20 protein-coding genes are annotated in these 25,415 nt (G+C 40.4%); 11 read left to right on the top strand and 9 right to left on the bottom strand.

Features of this window, described 5'->3' with window-relative positions:
* The first annotated feature begins 183 nt into the window (after positions 1-183).
* The gene (locus FD724_RS10515) at positions 184-762 is read left to right on the top strand and encodes an NADPH-dependent FMN reductase (protein WP_179072580.1); all 579 of its coding nucleotides are present in this window, start codon (positions 184-186) and stop codon (positions 760-762) included.
* Positions 763-767: 5 nt separating this feature from the next.
* On the opposite strand, the gene FD724_RS10510 is transcribed toward FD724_RS10515, so the two are convergent.
* The gene (locus FD724_RS10510) at positions 768-1,139 is read right to left on the bottom strand and encodes a TSUP family transporter (protein WP_179072579.1); all 372 of its coding nucleotides are present in this window, start codon (positions 1,137-1,139) and stop codon (positions 768-770) included.
* 23 nt (positions 1,140-1,162) lie between these two features.
* A complete protein-coding gene (locus tag FD724_RS10505) occupies positions 1,163-2,128 on the bottom strand; it encodes an acetamidase/formamidase family protein (RefSeq protein WP_179072578.1) in 966 nt (321 codons plus the stop codon).
* A gap of 118 nt (positions 2,129-2,246) precedes the next feature.
* Between FD724_RS10505 and FD724_RS10500 the strand changes: the two genes are divergently transcribed.
* Positions 2,247-2,645, top strand: a complete 399-nt coding sequence (locus FD724_RS10500) for an ankyrin repeat domain-containing protein (protein WP_179072577.1) — start codon at positions 2,247-2,249, stop codon at positions 2,643-2,645.
* Here the strand turns inward: FD724_RS10500 and FD724_RS10495 are convergent.
* A complete protein-coding gene (locus tag FD724_RS10495; RefSeq protein ID WP_179072576.1) occupies positions 2,642-3,103 on the bottom strand; it encodes a hypothetical protein in 462 nt (153 codons plus the stop codon). The genes FD724_RS10500 and FD724_RS10495 overlap by 4 nt on opposite strands.
* A gap of 582 nt (positions 3,104-3,685) precedes the next feature.
* Between FD724_RS10495 and FD724_RS10490 the strand changes: the two genes are divergently transcribed.
* Both FD724_RS10490 and FD724_RS10485 read left to right on the top strand, forming a co-directional pair.
* On the top strand, positions 3,686-4,918 hold the full coding sequence (locus tag FD724_RS10490) for a DUF4336 domain-containing protein (RefSeq protein ID WP_179072575.1): 1,233 nt from the start codon (positions 3,686-3,688) through the stop codon (positions 4,916-4,918).
* Between the two features lie 215 nt (positions 4,919-5,133).
* Positions 5,134-5,310 carry a hypothetical protein gene (locus FD724_RS10485; RefSeq protein WP_179072574.1) on the top strand — a complete coding sequence of 59 codons (177 nt, stop codon included), beginning with the start codon at positions 5,134-5,136 and terminating at the stop codon, positions 5,308-5,310.
* 218 nt (positions 5,311-5,528) lie between these two features.
* On the opposite strand, the gene FD724_RS10480 is transcribed toward FD724_RS10485, so the two are convergent.
* From FD724_RS10480 to FD724_RS10470, 3 genes are all read right to left on the bottom strand, one after another.
* Positions 5,529-6,095 (bottom strand): pyridoxamine 5'-phosphate oxidase family protein, encoded by a 567-nt coding sequence (locus tag FD724_RS10480; RefSeq protein WP_114082383.1) that lies wholly within the window; start codon positions 6,093-6,095, stop codon positions 5,529-5,531.
* A gap of 238 nt (positions 6,096-6,333) precedes the next feature.
* A complete protein-coding gene (locus tag FD724_RS10475; protein ID WP_114082384.1) occupies positions 6,334-6,858 on the bottom strand; it encodes a DUF937 domain-containing protein in 525 nt (174 codons plus the stop codon).
* A gap of 156 nt (positions 6,859-7,014) precedes the next feature.
* Positions 7,015-8,736 (bottom strand): ATP-binding protein, encoded by a 1,722-nt coding sequence (locus tag FD724_RS10470; RefSeq protein ID WP_179072573.1) that lies wholly within the window; start codon positions 8,734-8,736, stop codon positions 7,015-7,017.
* 371 nt (positions 8,737-9,107) lie between these two features.
* Between FD724_RS10470 and FD724_RS10465 the strand changes: the two genes are divergently transcribed.
* Positions 9,108-10,658, top strand: coding sequence for a YcjF family protein (locus FD724_RS10465; protein WP_179072572.1), 1,551 nt, complete (start codon positions 9,108-9,110; stop codon positions 10,656-10,658).
* 556 nt (positions 10,659-11,214) lie between these two features.
* Positions 11,215-12,984 carry a serine/threonine-protein kinase gene (locus FD724_RS10460; protein WP_256874589.1) on the top strand — a complete coding sequence of 590 codons (1,770 nt, stop codon included), beginning with the start codon at positions 11,215-11,217 and terminating at the stop codon, positions 12,982-12,984.
* Positions 12,985-13,339: 355 nt separating this feature from the next.
* On the opposite strand, the gene FD724_RS10455 is transcribed toward FD724_RS10460, so the two are convergent.
* From FD724_RS10455 to FD724_RS10445, 3 genes are all read right to left on the bottom strand, one after another.
* Complete coding sequence (locus FD724_RS10455; RefSeq protein ID WP_179072570.1) at positions 13,340-14,635, bottom strand: response regulator; 1,296 nt, start codon at positions 14,633-14,635, stop codon at positions 13,340-13,342.
* Positions 14,632-17,058, bottom strand: coding sequence for a hybrid sensor histidine kinase/response regulator (locus FD724_RS10450; protein ID WP_256874520.1), 2,427 nt, complete (start codon positions 17,056-17,058; stop codon positions 14,632-14,634). Before FD724_RS10450 ends, FD724_RS10455 begins: the two co-directional genes overlap by 4 nt.
* A 428-nt stretch (positions 17,059-17,486) precedes the next feature.
* Positions 17,487-19,616 (bottom strand): tetratricopeptide repeat protein, encoded by a 2,130-nt coding sequence (locus tag FD724_RS10445; RefSeq protein ID WP_179072569.1) that lies wholly within the window; start codon positions 19,614-19,616, stop codon positions 17,487-17,489.
* 214 nt (positions 19,617-19,830) lie between these two features.
* On the opposite strand from FD724_RS10445, the gene FD724_RS10440 reads away from it, so the two are divergent.
* From FD724_RS10440 to FD724_RS10420, 5 genes are all read left to right on the top strand, one after another.
* Positions 19,831-20,532, top strand: a complete 702-nt coding sequence (locus FD724_RS10440) for a rhomboid family intramembrane serine protease (RefSeq protein WP_179072568.1) — start codon at positions 19,831-19,833, stop codon at positions 20,530-20,532.
* A gap of 177 nt (positions 20,533-20,709) precedes the next feature.
* Positions 20,710-23,352, top strand: a complete 2,643-nt coding sequence (locus tag FD724_RS10435; RefSeq protein WP_179072567.1) for a PAS domain S-box protein — start codon at positions 20,710-20,712, stop codon at positions 23,350-23,352.
* Between the two features lie 85 nt (positions 23,353-23,437).
* Positions 23,438-23,665, top strand: coding sequence for an addiction module protein (locus FD724_RS10430; protein WP_114082397.1), 228 nt, complete (start codon positions 23,438-23,440; stop codon positions 23,663-23,665).
* On the top strand, positions 23,665-23,988 hold the full coding sequence (locus FD724_RS10425; protein WP_179072566.1) for a type II toxin-antitoxin system RelE/ParE family toxin: 324 nt from the start codon (positions 23,665-23,667) through the stop codon (positions 23,986-23,988). Before FD724_RS10430 ends, FD724_RS10425 begins: the two co-directional genes overlap by 1 nt.
* A 92-nt stretch (positions 23,989-24,080) precedes the next feature.
* The gene (locus tag FD724_RS10420; protein ID WP_179072565.1) at positions 24,081-25,397 is read left to right on the top strand and encodes a GTPase family protein; all 1,317 of its coding nucleotides are present in this window, start codon (positions 24,081-24,083) and stop codon (positions 25,395-25,397) included.
* Positions 25,398-25,415 lie beyond the last annotated feature (18 nt).

The following is a 25,415-nucleotide window of genomic DNA, read 5'->3' as shown; positions in this document are numbered from 1 at the left end:
GTTAAAACGACTTCTATCTTGTGAATTGTTCATATTCCGACTTTAGAGGCAGGATTTTTAGCATTCACCATCATTAATGTAATTATGTAACTTAAAGAAAATCTTAAGGTAGCAAATAGCGATCGCCTGAAAACAGGATAATGCAGTTGAACAGGTTTAATCCTTCCCATTCAATCTAGAACTATGGCATCTACACCTAAAATCCTCGCCTTTGCCGGCAGCACCCGGATTGATTCTTACAACAAAAAATTGGTAAAAATCGCGGCATCTGGCGCTCAGGCAGCAGGCGCAGAAGTGACTTATATAGACCTCCGCGATTTGCCCCTACCTCTGTTTGATGAAGACTTGGAAGCTCAAGAAGGACTACCTGCCAACGCCCGTACTTTCAAGGATTTGATGATTTCTCATCAAGGATTCCTGATTGCTTCGCCAGAATATAACAGTTCACTCACAGCAGTTTTGAAGAACGCCATTGACTGGGCATCCCGTCCAGCCCCAAATGAAGCACCATTGGCTGCTTTTGCAGGTAAAGTTGCTACGATTATGAGTGCTTCCCCAGGCGCTCTTGGTGGTTTGCGCGGGTTGGTTCACTTGCGGTCTATTTTGGGAAACATCAAAGTTTTGGTACTACCCGATCAAATAGCAGTATCCAAAGCTTACGAAGCCTTTAATGGTGATGGCACGCTAAAAGATCCTAAACAGCAAGAATCTATTGAGCAGTTAGGCGCTGGCTTAACAAAGATATTGCTAAAGCTCAACTAAACTCTTCAATTTGACAGTAAATACCGAATACCTATCATTAAGACAAAAATGCCATACAGCTTTTTCATCAACTCGCTGCTAATAAATGGCTGATTTGCAAACAATGCCCCGAAGAAGTTACCCACGATTAAACCAACTGCAATAATCAGAGCATATTTGATATTAAGATTACCATTGCGCTGGTAAACCAAGGCTGCTAAAATCCCGATTGGCAAAATTTGAGCAGCCACAGATGTTCCTGTAGCTAACTTCTGATCTAAACCAATTACTAACACCATTGCCGGAATCATAATTGCGCCGCCACCGATACCAAACATTCCGCCAGCAATACCAGAAACTAAACCGATTAACAACAGTTGGATAAAGATATTAGACATAAAGGTGGTCGCTAGTTTGGAAATTATAAATTAATTTTCTGGGAAAAGATTGATTTTGGTAGCATTCCATGTACACCTTTTTGGGGACTGTTCACAACTTGAGTAATATGAAAATTTACAGCTATACTACACAATACATAAGCATCTTCTGGCGACAAATTTGCAAAGCGTTCCAGAAAATTAATCATATTCTTTAAAGCCAGTTCTAAAGCTTCATCTAATGTTTGAGCAAACCCCATTGTAATGATATGAGTTGGAGTTTCGGCAATTGGTGTTGTTAGCTGTAAATCCTTGCGAAGTTTGAGGGTAATTCTACCATTCATGGAAGTTTCAATGGCGGTGACATTTACTTCGCCATCTCCCTGTGCAGAATGCCCATCACCAATAGAAAATAATGCACCTGGTACGAAAATCGGCAAAAATAAACGAGAACCAGCTTGTAATTCCCGGTTGTCGATATTACCACCGTAAGAACCTGGTGGGACAGAAGTTAGAGAGATTTCTGGGGTAGCGACACCAAGAATTCCAAAAAACGGTTTAAGGGGAATTTTTATGCCAGTACCCGCCGGAAATTCCGCGATATTGTTGACTAAATCTAGAGGAATGAATCTCAACGCAGGTTGAGGAAACTGATGTGGTAAAGCTCCCCAACCTGGACGAATGGCATTGAAGCCAACGGGTACACTAGGTGCGATCGCATCTAATTGTACTTCTAAAACATCCCCTGGTTCGGCATCACGCACATAAATCGGCCCTGTGAGTAAATGCGGCCCCCCAGCAATCTTGCGTTCTGGTAAAAGATTTTGGCAGATGTCGAGAAATTCTGGTGTGACAAATTCAGGTGGTGCTTTGTCGTAAACGTAGTAACCAGTATAAGTTTCCACATCAACCGTATCACCAGAATCAATAGTGAGTGCTGGTTCTAGCAGATGGGAGAAACCACCCAGATGTACAGTTTCCTTGGTAGCTTTTAAAATGTAATGAATCATCGCTATTCTTGCAATATGTCTAAATTACCAAGAGCCGCTTACTACAAACCTTTAGTTATTTACTTACGCTCACTTACTTGTACTAAATAATTCTAAAAACTAGCAGGAGGAAAAAATAATGTATGGAGACTACATTATACCTGATGAAGATTTTGCCGAAGCACTGATTCGAGCAATTCGCTTTCATTACTTGGAAGAAGTTCAAGCTCTTATTTCCGTTCAGCAAGATATCAATGCTAGAGACAGCAGCGAACTTTATTGGACTCCTTTAATGTATGCAGTTTTTGAAGAATCTCTAGATATAGTTAAATTGCTAGTTAAGGCTGGCGCAGATGTCAACATTAGAGGCTCAGATCCAGATGAATTTCCTTTAAATCTATCTGCTTACGCTTTCAATAATGCTTTTTCTCATACTAATGAATTTGTTCGTAATAAAAAGATTTTTGATTACTTGGCTCCACTAACTTTGCCAGAACTAAAAGAAATTGCACAGAGAACTCTAAATCGGAGGAATTAGCTTGATGGAAATAGACAGGATAGGAAATTTATCGTAGTCGCCCAATTCTCCAAATCTGGAGCTAACTGCTTCATCTGCTGGTAAACATCGTTGTTGATCCACAGCACTAAAGGAAAAGAAAAATTATTGAAAAACTCCTTGTGCATATAATTAGCCGAAGTCCAAAACTGAGGTGGATTGTACAAGGATTCCAAACCTAGAATCATTAGGACTTGTACCTCATGATTGGATTCTTCACGAATGATGTTATAAAGATCCATTTCGGATTCCTTTAGATAGAAAACGTTAATATCACATTCACAAATTTTATGTAATTTTTCTATCATGGTATCGTATATACTAGCATAATTACACCGTGCAAGAATCAGCTTAAACTGCCCTTGAGAAGCTTGAATTGTCCAAGCTAATTTTTCCACTGCTTTTTCATTATTCTCTTCATGTCGCTGTGGGTCAGTCATAATAACATACATTTACTTTAGGCCAGGGCGAACGCACGGGATTTCTGAAACCCTTGCTGGGCAAGGATCTTGATGAAAAAATAGGCTAAATTAAAAAACGCCAAAACCCTTGCTATTAAAGGATTCTTATACTTTAGATGCGTTTGCCCTGTACTTTAGGCTTTTTCGCAAGCATAACCTGGTAAAAACAGTTTTTGAGAGCAAGTATGAACAATCGTTTTAAATATGATGTGTAGGCATAATATTGCGCTGTAAGTAATTTTGTAAAAATTCTAAATAGCTAACCTCAGCAAAATATCTTGGTAATTTTAGCTCTGTGCGTTCGTAACTGTACTCAAACTCAGCTACTACATCTATAGTTGGATTAGGTAATAAAAAGTATTGACTAAAAGTGTAACTTTGATCGGGTTTTAAAATTCTATATTTACGCATAATTTTATCGGGAATGAACTACGCAGGAAATATTACGAATTACAATTAGAAATTAAGAATTGATCTGATGATCTCAACAATTTGCTAAACTCCAACTTTGGGGATAGTAAATAAAACAATTTGAGCAGGGAATTTGGAGGGGGTTGCAGAGTGGCTGATGATGAACGCATAGTCAATGCACAACAGATAAATCCAAAAGACTTTTCATGGGGATTATGGCCTGTTCTGCCACTCTACCCTTATGGCAGGCGGCAGACAATCCGCAAAGAAGTGATTAAGGAGACAATCTGGAGTTTTGACCAGATTCAGGGCATTTTCTACGTTGTTGTGCCGATTCGCATGACTGTAGTTAAACTCGAAGCTGGGGGTCTTCTTATCTATGCGCCTGTTGCACCAACCCCAGAGTGCATTCGGCTTGTGAATGAGTTGGTGGCGGAACACGGTAATGTTAAGTACATCATCCTGCCGACTATCTCCGGCATAGAACATAAGGTATTCGTCGGCCCTTTCGCCAGATATTTTCCGACTGCACAGGTATTTGTAGCTCCCCATCAGTGGAGTTTCCCGCTAAATCTGCCCCTTAGCTGGCTTGGTTTACCCCCAAAACGGACTCAGGTACTCCCAGAAGATAGTAGCAAAACACCCTTTGCTGACGAGTTTGATTATGCGATGCTGGGCCCCATCGACCTTGGCCCTGGTCGATTTGCAGAAGTTGCTTTTTTCCACAAGCGATCGCATACTCTTTTAGTAACAGATTCTGTACTCTCTATCCCAGACGATCCACCTGCGATCGTTTTATTAGATCCATATCCCTTACTATTCCATGCCAAGGATCGTGCTTCTGATATTGTTGCAGACATTCAGATAAATCGCCGTAAGGGTTGGCAGCGCATCTGTCTGTTTGCTTTGTACTTTCAACCAAGCGCACTAAATATACCCCAATGGAATCAGGTGTTGCAAGATGCCTTGAAAGCCCCAGAACGCTCAAGGAAAGCTTATTTTGGATTGTACCCCTTTCAATGGCATTCAGATTGGCTGCGATCGTTTGATGCCCTGCGAGGTAATGGGCGGTTGTTTGTTGCACCAATTTTACAGACGTTGATTCTCAACCGCGCACCGAAGGAAACCATTGACTGGGCTGATAAAGTTGCTAGTTGGGACTTCGAGTGGATTATTCCCTGCCACTTTGATGCACCGATAAAAGCCCAAGCGTATCAGTTTCGTCAAGCTTTCTCTTTTTTGGAAAAGCAGCCTGCTGTTAGTGGGGGTTTATTCAGCAGTAGCAGCTATCCCTTACCAGAGGAGGATTTTAAACTACTTAAAGAAATCGATGTAGGTTTAAATAAATTTGGGATTGTGCCAGCACCAAAGGAGAAGGTGTAGGAGAATTTTTTGTAACTGCTGTGCTAAAGAATCAGAAATTGCTATGACTGCAAAAATATAGTGGTTCTATTTTTGATTTCTAAATTAAACTTTGGCACTCAATTAGCTTGTAAATTCTTACCAGAGAACTAAGACTAATTCCTTCTATTGACTGTGGTCAAGTTCATAGATTAGTTGGTTAACTTGAGAATAGCAACTATTAAAGATGAAAAAAGATGAATAAGACATTACTAACGATTTTGATGCTTGCACTGTTACTCTTATTCATCATTTCTCCCTTTGCTGCCCTTGCTAGTTTGATGCTGGTAGTGTTAGTCTCGGCATTTTTCTCTTTACTTGGAAACTTATTTCAAGCAATAATTGCTGGTGACACAAACCCAAAAGGGTCATAAGGGACTTCAAAATAAAAAAATATCCCATCGCTTTAAGGGCAGGGAGCAGGGGGAGGAAAAATTGTAGTGATTTTGTAAAATTTAGGTTGACATCCTCACCGCCGTGAACGCACGATGATTCTGGAGTAATGAGTAATAAGTAATAAGTAATGAGTAAATACCCATTTTTCATCCACTCATTACTCATTACTTTAAAACCGTGATGGAAGCACGGGGTTTTAAACCCATTTTTCTGATAATTTACTTAGCGGTGTTGGTAAACCGTCAATGCTGACAAGATTTTTCTTCTGTTGATATTCTCGAACTCCTTCTTCACCTTTTTTACTAGCCCAGTTTACTAAAGTCTGGCGCTGACCTCGATATTCATAAAGTGGTACGCCAAAACCACAAGAAGTCTGTATTTTTTCAATATCAGCGACGATAATTTGGCGAGTTCCAGGCATTGGTAAAAACAGAGAGTACAGAGAGTCCCACTCTGGAGAACCCGGTAAAATCGTGTTTCCTTGACCGTAAAGACGCAGGATACATGCAGGTTCTTCAAAGGCGCAAAACATGAAGGTTATCCGCCCATTTTCTTGCAAATGGGCTGAGGTTTCGTTACCACTGCCTGTAAGGTCTACGTAACCTACTTGCTTGGGAGAGAGAACACGAAAGCATCCTAAACCTTTAGGAGATAGATTAACATGACCCGTAGGACTCAAGGGTGCAGAGCCAACAAAGAACAGGTGTTGGGCTGCAATAAAGTCTTGCAGTTCGTCTGTAATACAGTCAAAAAGTTTAGACATAGACTGTCTGATTTATATTCACATACAAATTTCTCATCTTCTCAGCCTATGCCTTAGCTAAATATCTAGCAAGGCCCAATTGCCGATGTCTGAACAAATGGGAGTTTGGAGTTAGGAAAAGTATTAAGTAAGTGGGCGTAAATAATTGTCTTTGGGATAAGGAAATAGGCAATAGGTATAAGGGTTTTAGCCTAGTTCCTTTTTATTTACATAGTTTGATTTTATTGTGCCAACTTACTTACTGTCTCATATACCGACTAGCCATTTGGATGGCATCAGCGATATCTACATCACCATCGCCGTCAGCATCCAAGAAGGAATTCAGTACAGGATTACCGCCAGCTTGGGGATTTTGAGCATTTGCACCTGATTGCAAAAAATTCAGGACTAAAGGTACTGCTAAAGGTAGCAATTGTTGAACTACACCAGCATCCAATCCAGTGCGCTGGGCAGCAATCTGAGCTACCTGTTGTTGTATCTGAGGAGAAAACAGCGAATTGACGGCTTGGGGATTAGGCGAAGTCCCAGCATATTGATTCACTAAACTTTGTGCGGCTTCATTACCATCTGTGGCTTGCTTGTCTTGTAAAGCGGAACGCACTTGACCACCGACAATTGACAAGACTGATTGAATGGTAGAAGGATCTGCACCAGTACTTTGGCTCAATTGCTGTACAGTGTTAATAATTCCTCCCAGTTGCCCTAAGCTTCCCTGTTGATTGGGATTAGCAACTGCACCAAGAATTTGATCGAAAAGTCCCATAAATTTATTTCTCCCTTTGTTCTCAAAAAGCTTGCCAAAACTGGCTTGAAGTGTTTGTGTAGGCAAACTTTCGTCAGTCCACTAAAAGATTTAAACACGCAACCTTATACTTGCTGTTGATTATTATGAAAAAATTAACTTTGAAAAGCTACTAACTTAAGGATGAGAAATTGGTAAAGTTATACCTGCGGTGGGCAGAGCGATCGCAAACTCTGTACCTTTATCTAACTCAGATTGGCAGGTAATCTTACCTTGATGTTTTTCTACCACAATTTGATATGCGATCGCTAGCCCTAAACCAGTACCAATGCCTCGTGGCTTGGTGGTAAAAAATGTTTCAAATATCTTTTTCTGATTTTCTGGTGAAATACCAGGGCCGTTGTCGGCAATTCGCACTATTACCAAATCATTCTCCCAGCATTCTGTAATAATAGTGATTTCAGGGACAAATTCGGGATTTTCATCTGATTTTTGCTCTAAAGCATCAAGTGCGTTGCTGAGAAGATTCATAAATACTTGATAAAGTAAACCTGTATAACCTGGAACCTCTGGAATCTCTCCATAGCTACGAACAAGGTTAATGCCATTTTTCAGGCGATTATTCAGAATCAATAATGTACTATCTAGACAAGCGTGTAGGTCGACTAACTGTGCTTCTCCATCGTCTAAACGAGAGAAATCTTTCAAACTTCGGACAATTTCTCGCGTGCGTTCAGCGCCAACTTTCATTGAATTAAAGAGCTTTGGCAAATCGACTTCTAGAAACTCCAAATCAATTTCTTCTGCGAGACTTTGCACGGCAGTGGAAGGCTGAGGAACTTCGGCTTTATATACTTGCAGTAATGCTAATAAATCGTCAGTATAGTTTTTTGCGTGTACGAGGTTGCCAGAAATGAAATTTACAGGATTATTAATTTCGTGGGCAACACCAGCCAGCATTCTTCCTAAACTAGACATTTTTTCACTTTGAATTAGTCGTACTTGGGACTCAGCTTGTTGTTCTTCTAAAAGGTGCTTCACCTGTCGAATTAGCTGATTAAGAGAATTAGTTAAAGCTCCAACTTCATCTTGAGTAATTACGGGCGCTTGCAAGTCAAAATTGGCTTCTTGGCTAACTCTTTGGGCGATATCTGTCACCGCTTTAATCGGATAAGCAATGATTGTACTGGTGTAGAAAGCTAGGATAGCAGCGATCGCTATTGACAGCAGCATACTACCAAGAATAATCTGAGCTTGGATGAGTGCAGCCTGATTCTGGGCTAAATGAGCTTCCTCTTGGCGTTTTTGAAGCGTTTTGGCAAAATCAGTTAACTCATGGGCAAATTGGTAAAATTTTAGAACATCCTGACTTTGGCTGAATTTCGAGATTAATTGCTGTACTTTTATAGCTCCCTCTGATTGTGAAGTTAATGGCAAAATTTGCCGAATCAGCGACCTGAGTTGTTCAAAATATTTGGCTATTGTGCTGTTATGCTTTGTAAGCAGAGCTTGTAAATCCTCTTGGGAACTGTTTTGACTAAATTCTTGTGCCTGAGAAATCAGCGTTTCTGCATCCGCTAGATCGGTTTTGAAATGAGAGATTCCCCTTTGCAACGCTTGTGGCTGCTGTAAAAAAGGCACTATTTCTTTTTGGTGGATCTGTATTTCTAACAGTTCGCCTTGCAAAATACTTAACAAGCTTCCTTCTTCGTCTACCAATATAATCTGTTGTCTGGCTTGTTGAAAGTAGCGATCGCCTATTACCAACCCTGCTGTCGTTCCTAAAACTGCAACTCCCAAAGCCAAACCGTATCCATAAAAAATTTTTTGCCGAATACTAAGGCGATGAAATCTCTGTTGAACCCAGTTAAAGTATTTTAATTTAGGTATCGCAGTCATGGTATTACTCGTTGTTGAATTTTTTACTACGTGGTTTTTCATCAAAAACAAGAAATCCAGCCGCAAGTGAGAACACATTTAATACAAAATTCGCTCTTAGTTTATCAAAAGGGGTTTTTTCTACCCTGGTCAAAAATACTGAAACTATGAAGATTATAAGTATCTGCCTACTGAAGGGAGAGCAGGGGGAGTGTGGGAGGTGTGGGGAGTGTGGGGAGTGTGGGGAGTGTAGGGAGTTTGCGGGGTCAGATTTCTTCCCCATCCTCCCACACCTCCCACACTCCTTAATTTCTCACTAGTGAGAAATCCAGGCGAAACTATTAAGATCAGAAGCATCTACCTACTGAAATACCCACTAATCTTTCCTAGCCATGCCTCTGTCGCGCATAGTAACGCTAATTGTTGGTCTGATAGTCATTTTGGGGCTAGCCCTATGGCTAATTGATTCCCTATCACGCCTCTATTGGCAATTATCCTATTCGCCGTTGCTTGGCAATTTGCTGCTGTTGCTGCTAATTGTCCTTATAGGAGCCTTGGTTGCGGCTTTTGTCTATTATGTATTGGTAATTCAATCTGGGGAAAAGCGATCGCGTCGCAACCCCAAGCGAGTAACTGCGGCGCAAATTCCTGCTGCTAAATCTGACGCTGCTTCTACAACTCTCCAAGCTGTGCGCCAACAGGTAGCGCAAATTCAAGATGAAGTCACACGTCAGGCTTTATTAAGTCGATCGCGGGAGATTGAAGCGAACTTAGCACGGGGTGAAATTCAAGTAGTGGTATTTGGTACGGGGAGTGCTGGCAAAACTTCCCTAGTGAATGCGATTATGGGACGCATGGTAGGTCAAGTGGATGCACCGATGGGTACAACCCAGGTTGGAGAAACCTATTGTCTGCGGTTGAAGGGATTAGAACGCAAGATTTTAATTACAGATACGCCAGGGATTTTAGAAGCGGGTGTGGCGGGAACGGAACGGGAACAAATGGCGCGAGAACTGGCAACAGAAGCAGATTTGCTGTTATTTGTGGTGGATAATGACTTACGACGCTCAGAATATGAGCCGTTGCGGGGATTAGCAGAAATTGGGAAGCGATCGCTCCTAGTTCTCAACAAAACCGATTTATATACAGATGAAGATAAAGAATCCATCCTCGCTAGGTTGCGTCAACGGGTACGGGGATTTATTGCTACTAATGATGTGGTGGCGATCGCAGCTAATCCCCAATCTGCACAACTAGAAACTGGCGAAACCTACCAGCCGGAACCCGATATTGTCCCTTTACTGCGGCGCACGGCTGCTGTTTTACGCGCCGAAGGTGAAGATTTGGTGGCGGATAACATTCTTTTGCAATCTCTGCGATTGGGAGATGAGGCGCGAAAACTCATCGATGGTCAGCGTCGCCGTCAAGCTGACAAAATCGTAGAACGGTTTCAATGGATTGGTGCTGGTGTGGTGTCAGTCACGCCAATACCAGTAGTAGATTTATTAGCGACAGCAGCTGTTAATGCTCAAATGGTTGTGGAAATTGGCAGAGTCTACGGCTGTGAATTAAATATGGAACGGGGACGAGAGTTAGCTCTTTCTTTAGCGAAAACTATTGCTAGTTTGGGCATTGTCAAGGGAGCAATTCAATTATTATCTACAGCGTTGCAACTAAATGTTGCTACCTTTCTGATTGGTCGGGCGATTCAAGGTGTGACAGCAGCTTATTTAACGCGAATTGCTGGTAAAAGTTTTATTGAATATTTTCGTCACGATCAAGATTGGGGTGATGGTGGAATGACGGAAGTTGTGCAGAAACAGTTTCAAATTAATCGCCGAGATGAATTTATTAAAGCTTTTATTCAAGAAGCGATCGCACGGGTAGTGAAGCCGTTACAAGATAAATCTGAAGTAGTTGAAAAAGATGAAGAAATTAATTAATGTCCTATAGGACTCATATTTGATTTTTGAAAAAAATTTGGTACACATTAATCTTCTGAAACCCCCTTGCCTATTGTCTTTTGCCTATTGCCTACCTACGCAAGTGATTATGGCTACGCCACGCTGCGCGAACAGTAATCAAACCGGCTTCCTATATAAGGATTTTGATGAGGTAGTAATATTTCTGAATCAGATATTACACAAATGTGGCAACAAGTTTGGATAAACTTTCCACGTGAGGATGTTTAAAACATCGCGCTCACTAGACAAATATGATGTTAGTTTAAATAATGCAATTTTAGATAATTTTTTCTGAAATTAACTCTGATAATTACTAAACGGATTTTAATTCTCAACAATTAAGTATATCTATGTTGATTCTCGAATAAAAATACAAATTTTAATAAAAAATTATATGTTTTTACGCAAAAATACTTAACAAATTAAACTTACATTCAAGGTATAAAAACTCTGGTTATTTATTTCTAAAGCATTCCGGAAACAGGAGGGAATGTCAGAAAAACTAAATAATAAGGACTTACTGAGTAACCAGGTCATGACCAACCACATAATCGGTAAATTATTACAAGAGCGTTACCAAATCGTCCAAAGCCTGGGTGCAGGGGTATTTGGACAAACATATATAGCTGTAGACGTAGATTTTCCACAGAATCCTAAATGTGTTATTAAGCAGATAAAAGTTAGCAGTTCCGAACCTGGGTACTTGGAGATGCTGAGGTTAATGTTTCTAACTGAAACTGAAACCCTCAAGCTTCTAGGAAGCCATCAACAAATTCCTGAATTTATCGCCTGCTTTGAAGAAAACAGCCAGTTTTATTTAGTACAAGAGCTAATTGAAGGACATGCGCTGACTGCGGAATTGCCCATTGCTCAACAGTGGGGGTGTCTGTGGAGTGAAAGGGAAGTTGTACAATTCTTGATAGATGTCTTAAGTATTCTAGAATTTGTTCACTCTCAAGGCGTGATCCATTGTGACATCAAACCAGAAAACTTGATTAGACGTAATAGCGATGGCAAGTTAGTTTTGATTGACTTTGGCTCAATCCAGTCTATCGATTTTGGCATAGGTGCGGAATTGCCGATTTATAGAATTCCTGTCACCTCATTGGGATATATACCGCCAGAGCAATTTATTGGTCAAACACAGCCTAACAGCGATATTTATGCTTTGGGAATGATTGCTATCCAGGCTTTAACTGGGTTAGAACCACTAAAATTAAAAGTTGATCCTCATACTAATGAAATTTTTTGGCGTTCTCAAGACACGCCAGTTAACGATTATCTAGCTGCTGTTCTCAGCCAAATGATCCGTTACGATTCTCAAAATCGCTTCCAGTCTGCGACTGAGGTACTGCGGGTACTCAAACAAATAACATGGGATCAGCCAGCACAAATATTAGAGGAAGATTCTGAATTTTTTCTAGAAGAAGTTGCGATTGAGGATAATGATTTTCAAAATCTTACATCTGGCACATCATCCCCGTTATTGACAGGAATGAAAGTCGGACTAGCAGCTAATTCTTTATTGATGGGGTTTGGTGTATATTCTTTAGTTAATACTGCACCGGCATACTCAGAAACCGATACTTTATATAAAGCAACAAAAGAATATCAAGCTGGGGATTTGCAAGAAGCGATCGCACTTGCTAAATCAATTCCCTCCCACAGCAATGTTTATCCAGAAGCCCAAGCCACAATTGAAGAATGGCAAGAGCAATGGCAAGTTGCTGCACAACAATACCAAATAGCTCAAATAGCTTTTCATGAGAGCCGATGGTCAGATGTTCTTGATGCTGTTTCTCAAATTCCCAATATTTCATATTGGCAATCTAAAACAGATAAACTAGTTCAGCAAGCATACGTTAACATTGAAGCACAGACACAAGATTTATTAGCAAAAGCTTACGAAAGTGCCGAGATCAGAGATTTTTCTACTGCATTACAATATCTGCGGGAAATTCCTAAAGAAAGTCGTGCGGGGGCTTTAGTTCAAGAAAAGCTGGCTGAGTATAATCGAAAGCGCCAAATCAGAGCAGCTTATTTTTTACAGAACGCTTACAAAAAAGCATCTGTAGGTGATTTTGATCGGGCTGTAAAATTTCTCCGAAATATTCCCCAAGATGCTCTAGTTTATGCTCAAGCTCAAGTTAAATTGAATGAGTATACTCAAAAGCAACGCGTGCAGGCTGGCAATCAAAAGATAGCTTCTGCAAAAAGAACAAATTCATTTGTCTCTAAAAATTCAGACACTAAGATTGAATATCTTCAGCAAGTAAATTATTTGCAAGAAGTGAATATTCGATAGTTACAGCAATTTTTAGATAAATTTACTTGTTACATAGAGCAAGTTTAAGTAGAGATGCGAAAATGTACTGGGCTGGCTTCGAATGACCTGCCACGCTAACGCATCTCTACAAGTTTAAAATCATTAACAAAAATCTTTAACTAAACGTATTTGTACACAAAGAAACGATGATTGCTTTTATCAAAACAGAATTCAGAAGTCAGGAGCCAGAATGGGCTAAACGCCACGCTACCGCTAACAGAATTGAATTCTGTGTGATACAACTAATAGCTCAGTGCATCGCTATCGAGCGTCTTGATTCTGACTCCTGAATTCTGACTTCCGAATTCTTCTTCAATTAGTTTAGGATTTTCATTTATCGAATAGGTAGTTCAATAATAAACTCTATACCTTCACCTGGCTTGGAATCGTATGTGAGCTTGCCATGATGGTTATTAACCACAATTTGGTAAGCAATAGATAGACCAAGCCCTGTTCCTTTACCGACAGGTTTTGTTGTGTAAAAAGCATCGAATATTTTTGTTGTATCTGCGTTTTTTATCCCTGAACCATTGTCAGCAACTCTTAAAATCACTTGCTCTCCAATTACCTCAGTTTTAATTTTAATCACCCCAGAATTTCTAGAAATTGTATCAATATCTTTATTTTTATTTGCTTCTTCAATTGCATCGATCGCATTAGAAATTAAATTCATAAAGACCTGATTAATCTCGCTAGGAAAACACTCAACAAGTGGCAAGTCCCCATATTCTTTAACTAGTTTGATAGCTGGGTGATGAGCATTTCCCTTAAACCGATGTCCAAGAATGAGTAATGTACTTTCTAATCCTTCATGCAAGTTAGCTAGTTTTTTTCCAGCTTCTCTGTGACGCGAGAAGTTGTTCAAATATGACACAATTTCTGTAACGCGATCTGTACCAACTTGCATGGATTTAATAATTTTAGATAAATCATCTAACAAAAATTCAAGATCGCTTTTTTTTATTGCAGTGTGAAGTTCATCTGGTGGATTGGGCAGATATTTTTGATAGAGATGCAATAAACTAACTACCTCTTGTACATACTTTTCAACAAAATTTAAGTTGCCAGCTATAAAATTGATGGGATTATTAACTTCATGAGCAATTCCTGCTGTTAGTTGACCTAAAGCTGCTACCTTTTCTGATTGAATCAATTGAGTTTGAGTCTGTTGTAATTCGGCGTTTTTAGCAATTAAGGTTTTTGTCAAATTTCTCAGTTTGAGGTGATTTTCAATCCGCACTAATACTTCTTCATGCTGGAAAGGTTTTGTAATGTAGTCTACGGCTCCTAATTGCAAACCTTTGACTTTATCAGCAGTTTCTGAAAGGGCTGTCATAAAAATGACTGGAATATCTTGGACGCGAGGATTGCTTTTTAGCTGTTTACAGGTTTCAAAACCATCTATACCCGGCATCATTACATCCAGCAAGATTAAATCAGGTAAATCACCATTTTCTAATCGCTGAAGGGCTTTTTCTCCACTGCGGGCTGCCCAAACTTCGAAGCTAGACTGATCCAGAAAGCTGGATAAAACTTGTAAATTGGCAGGGTTATCATCAACGACTAAAACAATTCCCCTTAAAGGAGCATAATTGATAGAGTGATTTTGGTTTTCAATAATAGTTTTCATACCATTTCCACCGCATATTTAGTCAAAAAATTTATAATTAAATCTTCATCAAATTGCCTTGCTAGCTGACGTAATTCATTAGCAAATGGTGCAAAATTTGTATCTGTTTCTTCTAGCTGATCGGCCCACTTGAGAATGGCATTGAAGTTACCTTTACTGGCTAAAGTGGTTAGTTCTTGCAACACCTGAGGAGAAGGAGAGGTTAATTGAGTAGTTGCTGTCGTTGCTTCTTTGGCTTTTTCTCCATCAGTCTGAGATTGCTTGTAAATCCATACCAAATTTAAGTATTGTTCTAGTTGATGCAATAATTCATCTACTTGTATGGGTTTGCTCAAGAAAGCATTACCTCCAGCTTGCAGACTGCGATTTTGGTCAGCTTCAAAGACACTAGCTGAAGAAACGATAATTAATACATCCTGAATTTCTGAAGTGTGACGCAGGTGTTTAATTAATTCAAACCCATCCATTTCTGGCATCAGCAAATCTGTGATGATTAAGTTTGGCTTGAGGGCGATCGCTATTTCTAAACCTTCTTTACCGTTGCTGGCTTCAACCACATTAAAACCCAGTGGTTGCAGTAAGTTTGTAATCACTGTGCGATTCTCCCAGCGATCGTCAACCATCAGGATGGTGTAGGGGCCACCCTCAAAGCCAATGATTTGTTTCTCTGAGGCAGTCATCGCAGATTGTACCCAGTCAGTCGCTTCGGGTATCTCTAACTCAAACGAAAAGCTGCTACCCTTACCAATTTGACTCTGAACATGGATATCGCTACCCATCATTTGTACCAACTGCCGAGTAATAGCTAAACCCAGCCCTGTACCTTCAGCTTGGCGCTTTTTCTCACCTACTTGTTCAAATGGTAAGAAAATTTGGCTCAATTCTGCGGTAGTTATCCCAATTCCTGTGTCTTCTACATTAAAGCGAAGGCGATGTTTCATTATCTGCCCATCATTGGGAGATTGATCGATTACTTCAATATTGAAAGTAACCTGACCTTCATCTGTAAATTTGATGGCATTTCCCAGCAGATTCAATAGTACCTGACGTAATCTTTTGACATCGACATAAACCCCTGTAGGCAAGTTAATCGGGGGTTTATAGATAAACGAAATGCCCTTTTGTTTTGCCCGAATGTGGCAGATTTCGACAATTCCTTGAAGAAAGGAAGGGAAATGTACATCATAAGGATGCAATTCTAACTTTTTCGCTTCAATTTTGGAGAGATCCAAAATGTCATTAATTAAAGTCAGCAGATGAGAGCCACATTGTTCAATAATATTGACGTGATATTGCTCTTGCTTAGGTAAAACTGGGGAACGCAGTAAAATTTGGGCACAACCGAGAATGCCATTTAAAGGTGTTCGCAGTTCATGACTCATGTTAGCTAAAAATTCGCTTTTAGCATGGTTGGCTGTATCAGCCGCAGCTTTAGATTTTTTCAGTTCACGTTGTTCAAATGCTTGCACTTGCCACAAGACAGTAATCATGGTGAGTGTCAGTCCACCGACAATTAAGGCAATCAAATCGAGGAATTGCAATCGAGATTCGATATTTTGGCGGGGAATCACCAAAGCTACAGACCAATTAGCAGCTTGCAACGGCAGATAAGCGACATACTGTTTAGTGCCGTCAATTTCCATCAACTCAATTCCCTGTTGTTTGTTTACCATCCTTTGGGCGATCGCATTTAAATTGCGATCGCCAATTTTCAACAGGCTGGGTGCAGGTTTTTCTACGGTTGACATCAACGCCGAGTTAGGATGAACGATCGCTTGTCCTTGCGAATTGAGAGCAAAAGCATAGCTGTTCGTGCCGTATTGCAGGGAATTAACAACCTCTGCAATGTGATCGACTCTCACATTGCCGTGGAAAACTCCAATCGGTGAACTGCTGCTAGCAGAATTTGAAGAGATTGGGGTGGCGATCGCTATTAAAGGAATTCCTGTAGAACGGCTGATGAAAGGGTCAGAAATGTTGCTCTTTCCTGCAATTGCTTTTTGAAAGAAGTCTCGATCCTGAATATTTTTATTGGATCGACCAACTTTTGTATTAGAAAATGAACCATCTGGGTTAACTATTTGGAAAAAGAAAAATTCATTGATCCGCTTGACTTCTGACTTTAAATAGGGTTCTGCTACAGACCAGTTTAAGGAGCGGACAGTTAAAGTATTAGCCAGGGTTTGTACCTCCGCTTGGCGAAGATGTAACCACTCTTCAATTTCATCACCCCCTCTCTGTACCTCTAAAAAAGCACTATGTCTCAAATCTTTGAGCATCAGATTTCTAGTGGCTTGATAGCTGAAATAGGCAGAAATACTGACTATAAGGGTAGTACCACCAAGAATAAATCGAATTAGTAAATTTCGTAAAGGATGATTTTCTCTATTAGTTGCTGATAGACTGGAGTTTGGTTGTATCAAGGGTTAGCTCCTTAATCGCATAGTTCGGTAATAAAAAATTCTAGGTTATCTTTAGATTGCCCAAGAAGTTACCGATGCTCACAGCTTTTGGTAAAATAAACAAGAAATTTATAGTAATGCCACGAATTATAAATTACGATCTCAAAATATTCTTTAAAATCAACTAAAATTCCAATTATTGGCTAGAAGAAGTGTTATTAACAATTCGTAATTATTAATTACGAATTGTTTAGTGTTAGGACTTACGCAATAACTCTCTCAAACTCTTATTCCTTTGTGTCCTTCTCTGACGAGACACTGCGCGTAGCTTGCTTCTCCGTAGGAGTATGCGTCCTACCCTGCGGGTTCGCCCTTGGCGTTCTCGAAGAGTAGCCGCTCCGCGTCTATGCGGTTCGTTTTTTCATTATTTTGCGTAAATCCTGAGTGTATTAGGGCGTTGTCTGCGGTGGATTAATAGGATTAGGAACTGGAATAACTGGCACAATTATCGGCTTAGGTTTCTCGGATTGCAGTTGAATCTGGGCTTGATTGCGACCGTCTATAGCTTGTTGGTAATTAGGCTTGTATTTTATTGCTTGATCGTAAGACGCGATCGCATCTTGAAACCTTTTCAAATTTAGTAGAGCATTGCCTCTGCTATACCAGCTTTCAGAATGGTCTGGTTTATAACGAACTGCTTTATTATAAGATGCGATCGCATCTTCGTATTTTTGTAAAATGTATTGTGAATTTCCCAGATTGTACCAAAGCTGATAGTCTCTTGGCTTAAGTGTCGCAGCTTTATTGTAAGCTTTGATTGCTTCTTCATAGCGTTGGTTTTGATGCAGCGACCAACCCAAGTTATACCATGCTTGATAGTTACTAGGATTATATTTAATTACTTGATTAAAAGATTCAATTGCTTCTGGATAACGTCGCAGATTCAGCAATGTGTTGCCTCTAGAAAACCAAGCTTGATAATAATTTGACTTATATTGTACAGCTTTGTCATAAGCGTTGAATGCATCTTGATAGCGTTGCAAATTAACTAGCCCATTACCCAGATTATACCAAGCTTGTTCATAGTCTGGTTTTAAGTCAACGACTTTTTGGTATGCTGCGATCGCTTCTTCATATCGGTTAGAATTCTGTAAAGCTAATCCTTTCTTGTACCAAGCTTCATAATTATCTGATTTTAATTCAATCGCTTTTTCATAGGCTTTAATTGCTTGGTCATATTGCTTTAAGTTACTAAAAGCTTCACCCTTAGCATTCCAGACTTCCGAGCTTTCATTATTTAATTGTAAGGCTTTGTCAAAAGATGCGATCGCTTCTTGATATCGCTGTAAACTTGCCAAGACAAAACCGCGTCCACTCCAAGCTTCAAAATAATCTGGCTTAATTTGGATTGCTCTATCATACGCAGCTAATGCTTCTTTCGATTTTTTTAATTTATACAGCGTTTTGCCTTGGCCATTCCATCCTTGAGGATAATCTGGTCTAATATTAACGGCTTTTTCATATACTTCTAATGCGTCTTGATAGCGTTGCAAATCAAAAAGTGTATTTCCTTGTTTGGATAATTCTATAGCGTTATTTGAATTAATGTGATTAAAAATAAATATTGATGCAACTCCACTTATTCCAACTAAAAATATTGTTAGTAAAACTTTACCTAAAATGCCTTTTTTCGGTTGTGGTTTGGTTATATTTTTGGGTAGAGAAATAGGAGTTAACGCTATTGTTTCGACCGGAGGTAGTGTTAACTCTTTCAGTGCTTTTAATGCTACTGTAGCCGAAGGATAGCGCTGTCGAAAGTCGTAGCACACCATTTTATCTAAGAATTGAGCAAATTCTGGCGTGACTGTGGCTTTATCGCGCCAGATAATTTCATTAGTCTCAGCATCTTTTATTATTTCCTCTGGTAATAATCCAGTGAGAGCTTGAATAGCAATGATTCCCGTAGCATAGATATCACTGCTTAATTTTGGCGTACCATGAGCTTGTTCTCCAGGAATATATCCAGGCGTACCTATGGCAACAGTACCTTTAGTTGAACCTTCGGGAGTAATTACTTGGGTAGTAATTTGTTTAACCGCACCAAAATCAATTAAGATTAATTTGCCATCTGGGTGTCGTCTGAGGATATTTCGAGGATTGACATCACGGTGAATTACATTCTGTTGATGGACAAATTCTAGAATTGTCAAAAGTTCTTGTAAAAGCGAAATTACTTGCTCTTGACTAAGGGTTTTACCTGGTATTAATTCTTGACTCAGGTCATGACCTTCGATCAATTCCTGTACGAGATAAAATTCGGCATTTTCCTCAAAATAAGCTAAAAGTTGGGGAATGCGATCGTGAGTTCCTAATTTATACAGAACTTGTGCTTCTGTATCAAATAAACGCCTAGCCGTCTCTAAAGTTACCGGATCGTTTGCCTGGGGTTTGAGTTTTTTGACCACACATTGAGGTGAACCGGGTAATTGAGTATCATAAGCAACAAAGGTTTCACCAAAACCCCCTCCTCCCAAGTTACTAATAATTTGGTATCTTCCAACAAGTGTGTTTCCTAGCATCTCGTTTGCCTACTTAAGTGCGATGCGATCTGATTTCAATCTTGCCACACGTTAAGGAAGATAGGGGGAGGGAGGGTAGGCAGGGGAGGCAGGGGGAGAATAACTAATAACTAATGACTAATACTTCTCTACGAGAGGCTATGCGTTAGCGGAGCTTTTGTAGCGATACGCTCAGTACAAGTGACCAATGACTAATGACCAATGACAAATTTATATGATTCCTATTAGTGATAATATTCGTTGTTGGAATAAGCCGATTATTAATTATTGGCTAATTGGCATTAATATTGCCGTATTTTTATGGGAAATTCAACTAGAATTTAGTGATACTTTGGGCCCTTTTGTCAATAGTTGGGGTGTGATTCCAGCCCAGATTAGTGGGGCGATTACAAATGTATTCTTCTTCAACAACTCTGCTGCTTGGATAATTGTAATTTGGCGGGTATTTTCACTACTTTTTGGAATATTTCTGCACGGTAGTTTTAGCCAGATATTGGGAAATCTACTATTTCTGTGGGTTTTTGGTAAGACTGTAGAAAATATCTTGGGACACAGACGCTATCTCGGATTTTATCTGGCGGCTGGCATCTTAACAGGGGTCGTACAAATTCTAGCTGCACCGAGTTTGACAGTACCATTAATTGGGGGCAATGGCGCGATCGCAGCTATTTTAGGGGCATACATTATGAAGTTTCCTAAAGCTAAAATTGACACCATTTTACCGTTAATTATTGTGTATATTCCTATCGAACTTCCCGCCTTTCTCTATATATTTTGGTGGTTTGTGCAACAGTTATTTTATGGTATTGGCAGTTTAAACATTCCCCCCATTGGCGTAAATCAATCGAGTGTTGTCTTCTGGGGGCAGGTTGTGGGATTATTTAGTGGTGCAGCTTTCATACGATTGAAGAGATAATTAATTTATCTTAATCTTTAGACATGGCTCTTAAATACCAGAGGATATCTTTTGGCTAAAACTCTTATGTGCCTTTGGATGGATTGCATTTTTTAGCTTTAAAATTCATACTGCTAAAACTAGGGTATGCCTACTCTTCAAGTCGGTGTTCTTTTTAGTTGTTAGCGGTTTATTCAAATGCCAAATGTTGATAAAATTAATTCTAAACTTACTGATGAATTAGCGGTTTTACGGCAGCGTGTAGCTGAGTTAGAGCAAGCAGAAATATTTTATCAGCAAAGGCAAGTAGCACTAGAAGAGCAATTAAGAAAACTGGCAGCATCGGCACAAAGTTCGCATATTTCAGTTTTAGAATATGAGATTGAATGCCATCTGGAGCAGGAGAAGTCTACAGGCTTTAATGTGACAACAGATGTGGCAGTGACTTTAGAGCAACTCCAACAAGAAATTGCACAGCGACAGCAGTTAGAAGTAATCCTGAAAGATAGTGAAGAACGGCTGAGGCTAGCTTTAGATGTTTCTCAGATGGGCTTGTGGGATTGGAATATTTTAACCAATCAAGTCATTTGGTCTGAAAATTATGAACTGCTTTTTGGTCTACTTCCAAGTAGTTTTGATGGCCCTTATGAAACGTTTCAGAAGTGCGTTTATCCCGAAGATAAGCAATCTGTAATGCAAGGGATCGGCCAGGCTTTGGCACAAAAAACTGACTACAACGATGAATTTCGGATAATTCGCTCAGACCAAAGTGTACATTGGATTTCTGCTAAGGGAAAATTTATCTATGACGAGCAGGGAAAAGCGGTGCGAATGATCGGCGTTTGTATGGAAACTACTGTGTGCAAACAGGCTGAAGAAAGTACTCGCGAACTAACCACACAAGTCCAAGAACAAGCAAATATTTTAAATGCCATCCTCACCGCCTCAGTGGATCACATTTATATCTTTAATCGCAGAGGTTGCTATCAGTATGTTAGTCGTGATGCAGCTACTATATTAGGTTTTAAACCCCAGGATATTGTCGGAAAAACTTTGCAAGAACTGGATTTACCCACAGACCTTGTAGAACAGGTAGATAATCAACTAAAAGCTGTGATTAAAACTGGGCAGCCAATTAAGGATGAGTGTAAATATGTAACTGCTGATGGAGTGCATTATTATGAATATATTCTGACACCATTACGGAATTTAAACCAAAGTATTGAAGGTGTAATTACTGTTTCTCGTGATATTACCGAACACAAACGGGCAGAAAAATCATTACGCGAAAGTGAAGCTCGATTTCGGCGTTTGTTTGAGTCTAACCTAATCGGGGTTGCTTTTTGGAATGTAAATGGCTTCGTTATTGATGCCAATGATGCCTTTCTTCAACTAGCTGGCTACACTCATGAGGAGTTTACTCTTTTAGGTAAAGTTAATTGGCGAGAACTCACTCCTATTGAATACAAGTATTTAGACGATCGCGCCATTTTAGAGGTGCAAACCACTGGAGTTTCAAAAATTTACGAGAAAGAGTACATCCACCGCAATGGTAAGCGAGTACCAATTGTTTTGGGGATAGCCTTGCTGAATGACTCCCAAGATCATGGTGTTGCTTTTGTACTAGATATTACTGATCGCAAATTGGCCGAAAACGAATGCGATCGCCTCCTCCAATGCGAAAGAACAGCACGCCAAGAAGCAGAGATCGCCAACCAAATTAAAGATGAGTTTCTGGCGGTTCTCTCCCATGAACTGCGAACCCCACTCAACCCTATCCTGGGATGGTCGAAAATGTTACGGAGTCGCAAGTTTGATGAACAAACTACTAACCGCGCCTTAGAAACCATTGAACGCAACGCCAAGTTACAAACCCAGTTAATCGAAGATTTGTTGGATGTGTCTCGCATTCTCCAAGGAAAATTAAACTTAAATATCTGTCCAGTGAACTTGGTAATGGTAGTTGAAGCAGCACTAGAAACAGTACGGCTAGCAGCAGAAGCTAAATCAATTCAAATTCAGACCATATTTGATGCCAGTTTAGGACAAGTTATGGGCGATCCAAATCGGCTCCAGCAAGTTGTGTGGAATCTACTTTCTAATGCGGTAAAATTTACACCAACCGGAGGACGAGTAGGAATTCGACTCATGGAAGCTAGTAATCAGATTCAAATTCAAGTCAGCGATACAGGTAAGGGAATTAATCCAGACTTTTTGCCTTATGTGTTTGATTACTTTCGCCAAGCTGATGGCACAACTACACGCACATTTGGCGGACTAGGTTTAGGATTAGCGATCGTGCGTAAGGTTGTAGAAATGCACGGGGGAAAAGTTCAAGCCGAAAGTCCTGGAGAAGGATTGGGTGCAACCTTCACTGTTGAACTACCGCTTTTGGTGAGAAGTGAACAAGTTCGGCGAGAAGAGAATGAGTCTTTAGATTCTCAGCCTGAATCCTCACTCCTTTCGGACACTCAAGTTTTAGTGGTGGACGATGAACCAGATATCCGCGACTTAGTGAGCTTCATTTTGCAAGACTACGGTGTACAAGTAACTGCTGTATCCTCAGCACAGGAAGCATTAAAAGCGTTATCTGAGTCGATACCAGATGTTTTAATTAGTGATATTGGAATGCCAAAGACAGACGGTTATATGCTGATGCGGGAAGTGCGATCGCGATCGCCGCAAGAAGGAGGAAGCGTACCAGCGATCGCTCTGACAGCTTATGCAGGTGAAATGAATCAGCAGCAAGCACTAGCAGCCGGATTTCAAATGCACATTTCTAAACCAGTAGATCCAGATGTATTGGTGAAAGCGATCGTTGATTTGATCGAGCCAAGCTGATACAGGTAAGCGTCTGAGGGGCTTTCAGCTACCACGTCTACTACTTTCCTGCTAGACTCTGGATAGTCCTATGCTTTCAGGAATTATGTCATCTGTTGAGCAGATCATGAAAGAAGCGTTAGCTTTGCCCAGTGCATCAAGAGCATTGTTGGCAGAAAAACTGGTTGAAAGTCTTGAATTTGATGTAGATGAAACACTTCAAATGCTTTGGACAGATGAAGCTAAGAAGCGTAGAGATGAAGTCCGAAGTGGTACAGTTATACCCATTCCTGGAGAGGAAGCCTTAGCTAGGGTGAAACAACTTTTGGAGTAATGAAATACGTTTTTCATCCAACAGCATTAACTGAATATGGCGAAGCGGTCAAGTTTTATGCAGAGCGTCGAGTTGAATTAGCACAGGCATTTATAAATACGGTTGAGGATACAATTTTCCGAATCATTCAGTCACCGACTCGCTGGGCTGTTATTGACGAAGATATTCGTCGATGTTTAACGCGTAAATTTCCCTATGGAATTTTATACACCATTGAGGAAGATTACATTTTGATTTTGGCGGTGATGCACTGTAGCCGTGAACCAGGATATTGGAAAGAGCGTGTTAAAGAGAAACCATCGGGTGAAGAAACTGAACTTTAGGATGAGTAAATTAACCTAAACTGAGCCAAGTTTAACAGTACGATAAAGATAGACAAGATGTAGTTTGAATTCTATCTACCGTTTTCATGGGAATGACTGAGCAAGATGATTCTCAGCAATTGAGTGAACCGACCGATGGAGCAACTACCAAGTCGGTCGATAATTCTTGGACAAACCGCATTGGTGGTGTCTGGAACACAGCAACAACACGTTTAACCAAACTCCTACCCGTAGAACAACTGGCGCAAACGGTTGTTGGATGGTTTAGCGTCAGTGAAACCCAAGTTGCAGAGATTTTAGAGAAAATTCGAGCCGAACTGCCAACCACAGAAGCACTGCTGATTGGTAAACCCCAAGCCGGAAAAAGTTCAATTGTGCGGGGATTGACAGGGGTTTCGGCTGAGATTATTGGTCAGGGTTTTCGTCCTCACACGCAACACACGCAGCGCTATGCCTATCCTTCCAATGACCTGCCGTTACTAGTTTTTACTGATACTGTGGGACTAGGTGATGTTAACCAAGATACCCAAACAATCATTCAGGAGTTAGTTGGCGATTTACAAAAAGAAACTGCTTCCGCCAGAATCCTCCTGTTGACTGTCAAAATCAATGATTTTGCAACTGATACACTCCGACAAATTGCTCAAAAGTTACGCCAGCAGTATCCAAATATTCCCTGTCTGCTAGTAGTTACTTGCTTGCATGAGGTTTATCCTGCTGATATTGTCGATCATCCTGCCTATCCGCCAGATTATCAAGAAGTCAACCGCGCATTTGCAGCAATGCAGCAAGCCTTCGCCGGGATAACTGACCGCTCTGTACTAATTGACTTTACCCTAGAAGAAGATGGCTACAATCCGGTATTTTATGGCTTAGAAGCACTGCGAGATTCTTTAGCAGAACTACTCCCGCAAGCAGAAGCACAGGCAATTTATCAGCTATTAGATCGAGAAGAAGCCGGAAAGCAACTTGGCAACCTTTATAGAGATGCCGCACGCCGTTATATTTTGCCATTTGCGATTATGTCTGCTACCCTTGCGGCTGTACCTCTGCCTTTTGCCACAATGCCTGTACTAACTGCCTTGCAAGTATCAATGGTGGGTCTGTTGGGTAAATTATATGGACAGACAATTACACCATCACAGGCGGGGGGTGTTGTCAGTGCGATCGCAGGTGGTTTCTTAGCACAGGCAATTGCACGGGAATTAATTAAATTTATACCAGGTTTCGGGAGTGCGATCGCTGCATCTTGGGCAGCCGCCTACACCTGGGCACTAGGGGAAGCAGCCTGCGTTTATTTTGGTGATTTAATGGGAGGTAAGAAACCCGATCCCCAGAGAATTCAGTTAGTAATGCAAGAAGCGTTTCAGGCGGCGCAAGAACGGTTTAAGAAAGTTCGTAATCTCTAATCGGGGGTAAGTAGGTTG

This window comes from Nostoc sp. C057 (assembly GCF_013393925.1).
GTDB classification, from domain to species: domain Bacteria; phylum Cyanobacteriota; class Cyanobacteriia; order Cyanobacteriales; family Nostocaceae; genus Nostoc; species Nostoc muscorum_A.
The sequence above is the reverse complement of the archived record's forward strand: the minus strand, read 5'-3'. Positions and strand labels throughout refer to the sequence as shown.

Excerpts from the sequence above, each read along its gene's own strand:
- FD724_RS10480 (WP_114082383.1), bottom strand. The coding sequence starts at position 6,095 with ATGTCTAAACTTTTTGACTGTATTACAGACGAACTGCAAGACTTTATT.
- FD724_RS10495 (WP_179072576.1), bottom strand. The coding sequence starts at position 3,103 with ATGACTGACCCACAGCGACATGAAGAGAATAATGAAAAAGCAGTGGAA.
- FD724_RS10445 (WP_179072569.1), bottom strand. The coding sequence starts at position 19,616 with ATGCTAGGAAACACACTTGTTGGAAGATACCAAATTATTAGTAACTTG.
- FD724_RS10500 (WP_179072577.1), top strand. The coding sequence starts at position 2,247 with ATGTATGGAGACTACATTATACCTGATGAAGATTTTGCCGAAGCACTG.
- FD724_RS10430 (WP_114082397.1), top strand. The coding sequence starts at position 23,438 with ATGTCATCTGTTGAGCAGATCATGAAAGAAGCGTTAGCTTTGCCCAGT.
- FD724_RS10515 (WP_179072580.1), top strand. The coding sequence starts at position 184 with ATGGCATCTACACCTAAAATCCTCGCCTTTGCCGGCAGCACCCGGATT.
- FD724_RS10465 (WP_179072572.1), top strand. The coding sequence starts at position 9,108 with ATGCCTCTGTCGCGCATAGTAACGCTAATTGTTGGTCTGATAGTCATT.
- FD724_RS10510 (WP_179072579.1), bottom strand. The coding sequence starts at position 1,139 with ATGTCTAATATCTTTATCCAACTGTTGTTAATCGGTTTAGTTTCTGGT.
- FD724_RS10440 (WP_179072568.1), top strand. The coding sequence starts at position 19,831 with ATGATTCCTATTAGTGATAATATTCGTTGTTGGAATAAGCCGATTATT.
- FD724_RS10475 (WP_114082384.1), bottom strand. The coding sequence starts at position 6,858 with ATGGGACTTTTCGATCAAATTCTTGGTGCAGTTGCTAATCCCAATCAA.
- FD724_RS10435 (WP_179072567.1), top strand. The coding sequence starts at position 20,710 with ATGCCAAATGTTGATAAAATTAATTCTAAACTTACTGATGAATTAGCG.
- FD724_RS10455 (WP_179072570.1), bottom strand. The coding sequence starts at position 14,635 with ATGAAAACTATTATTGAAAACCAAAATCACTCTATCAATTATGCTCCT.
- FD724_RS10460 (WP_256874589.1), top strand. The coding sequence starts at position 11,215 with ATGACCAACCACATAATCGGTAAATTATTACAAGAGCGTTACCAAATC.
- FD724_RS10425 (WP_179072566.1), top strand. The coding sequence starts at position 23,665 with ATGAAATACGTTTTTCATCCAACAGCATTAACTGAATATGGCGAAGCG.
- FD724_RS10470 (WP_179072573.1), bottom strand. The coding sequence starts at position 8,736 with ATGACTGCGATACCTAAATTAAAATACTTTAACTGGGTTCAACAGAGA.
- FD724_RS10420 (WP_179072565.1), top strand. The coding sequence starts at position 24,081 with ATGACTGAGCAAGATGATTCTCAGCAATTGAGTGAACCGACCGATGGA.
- FD724_RS10485 (WP_179072574.1), top strand. The coding sequence starts at position 5,134 with ATGAATAAGACATTACTAACGATTTTGATGCTTGCACTGTTACTCTTA.
- FD724_RS10505 (WP_179072578.1), bottom strand. The coding sequence starts at position 2,128 with ATGATTCATTACATTTTAAAAGCTACCAAGGAAACTGTACATCTGGGT.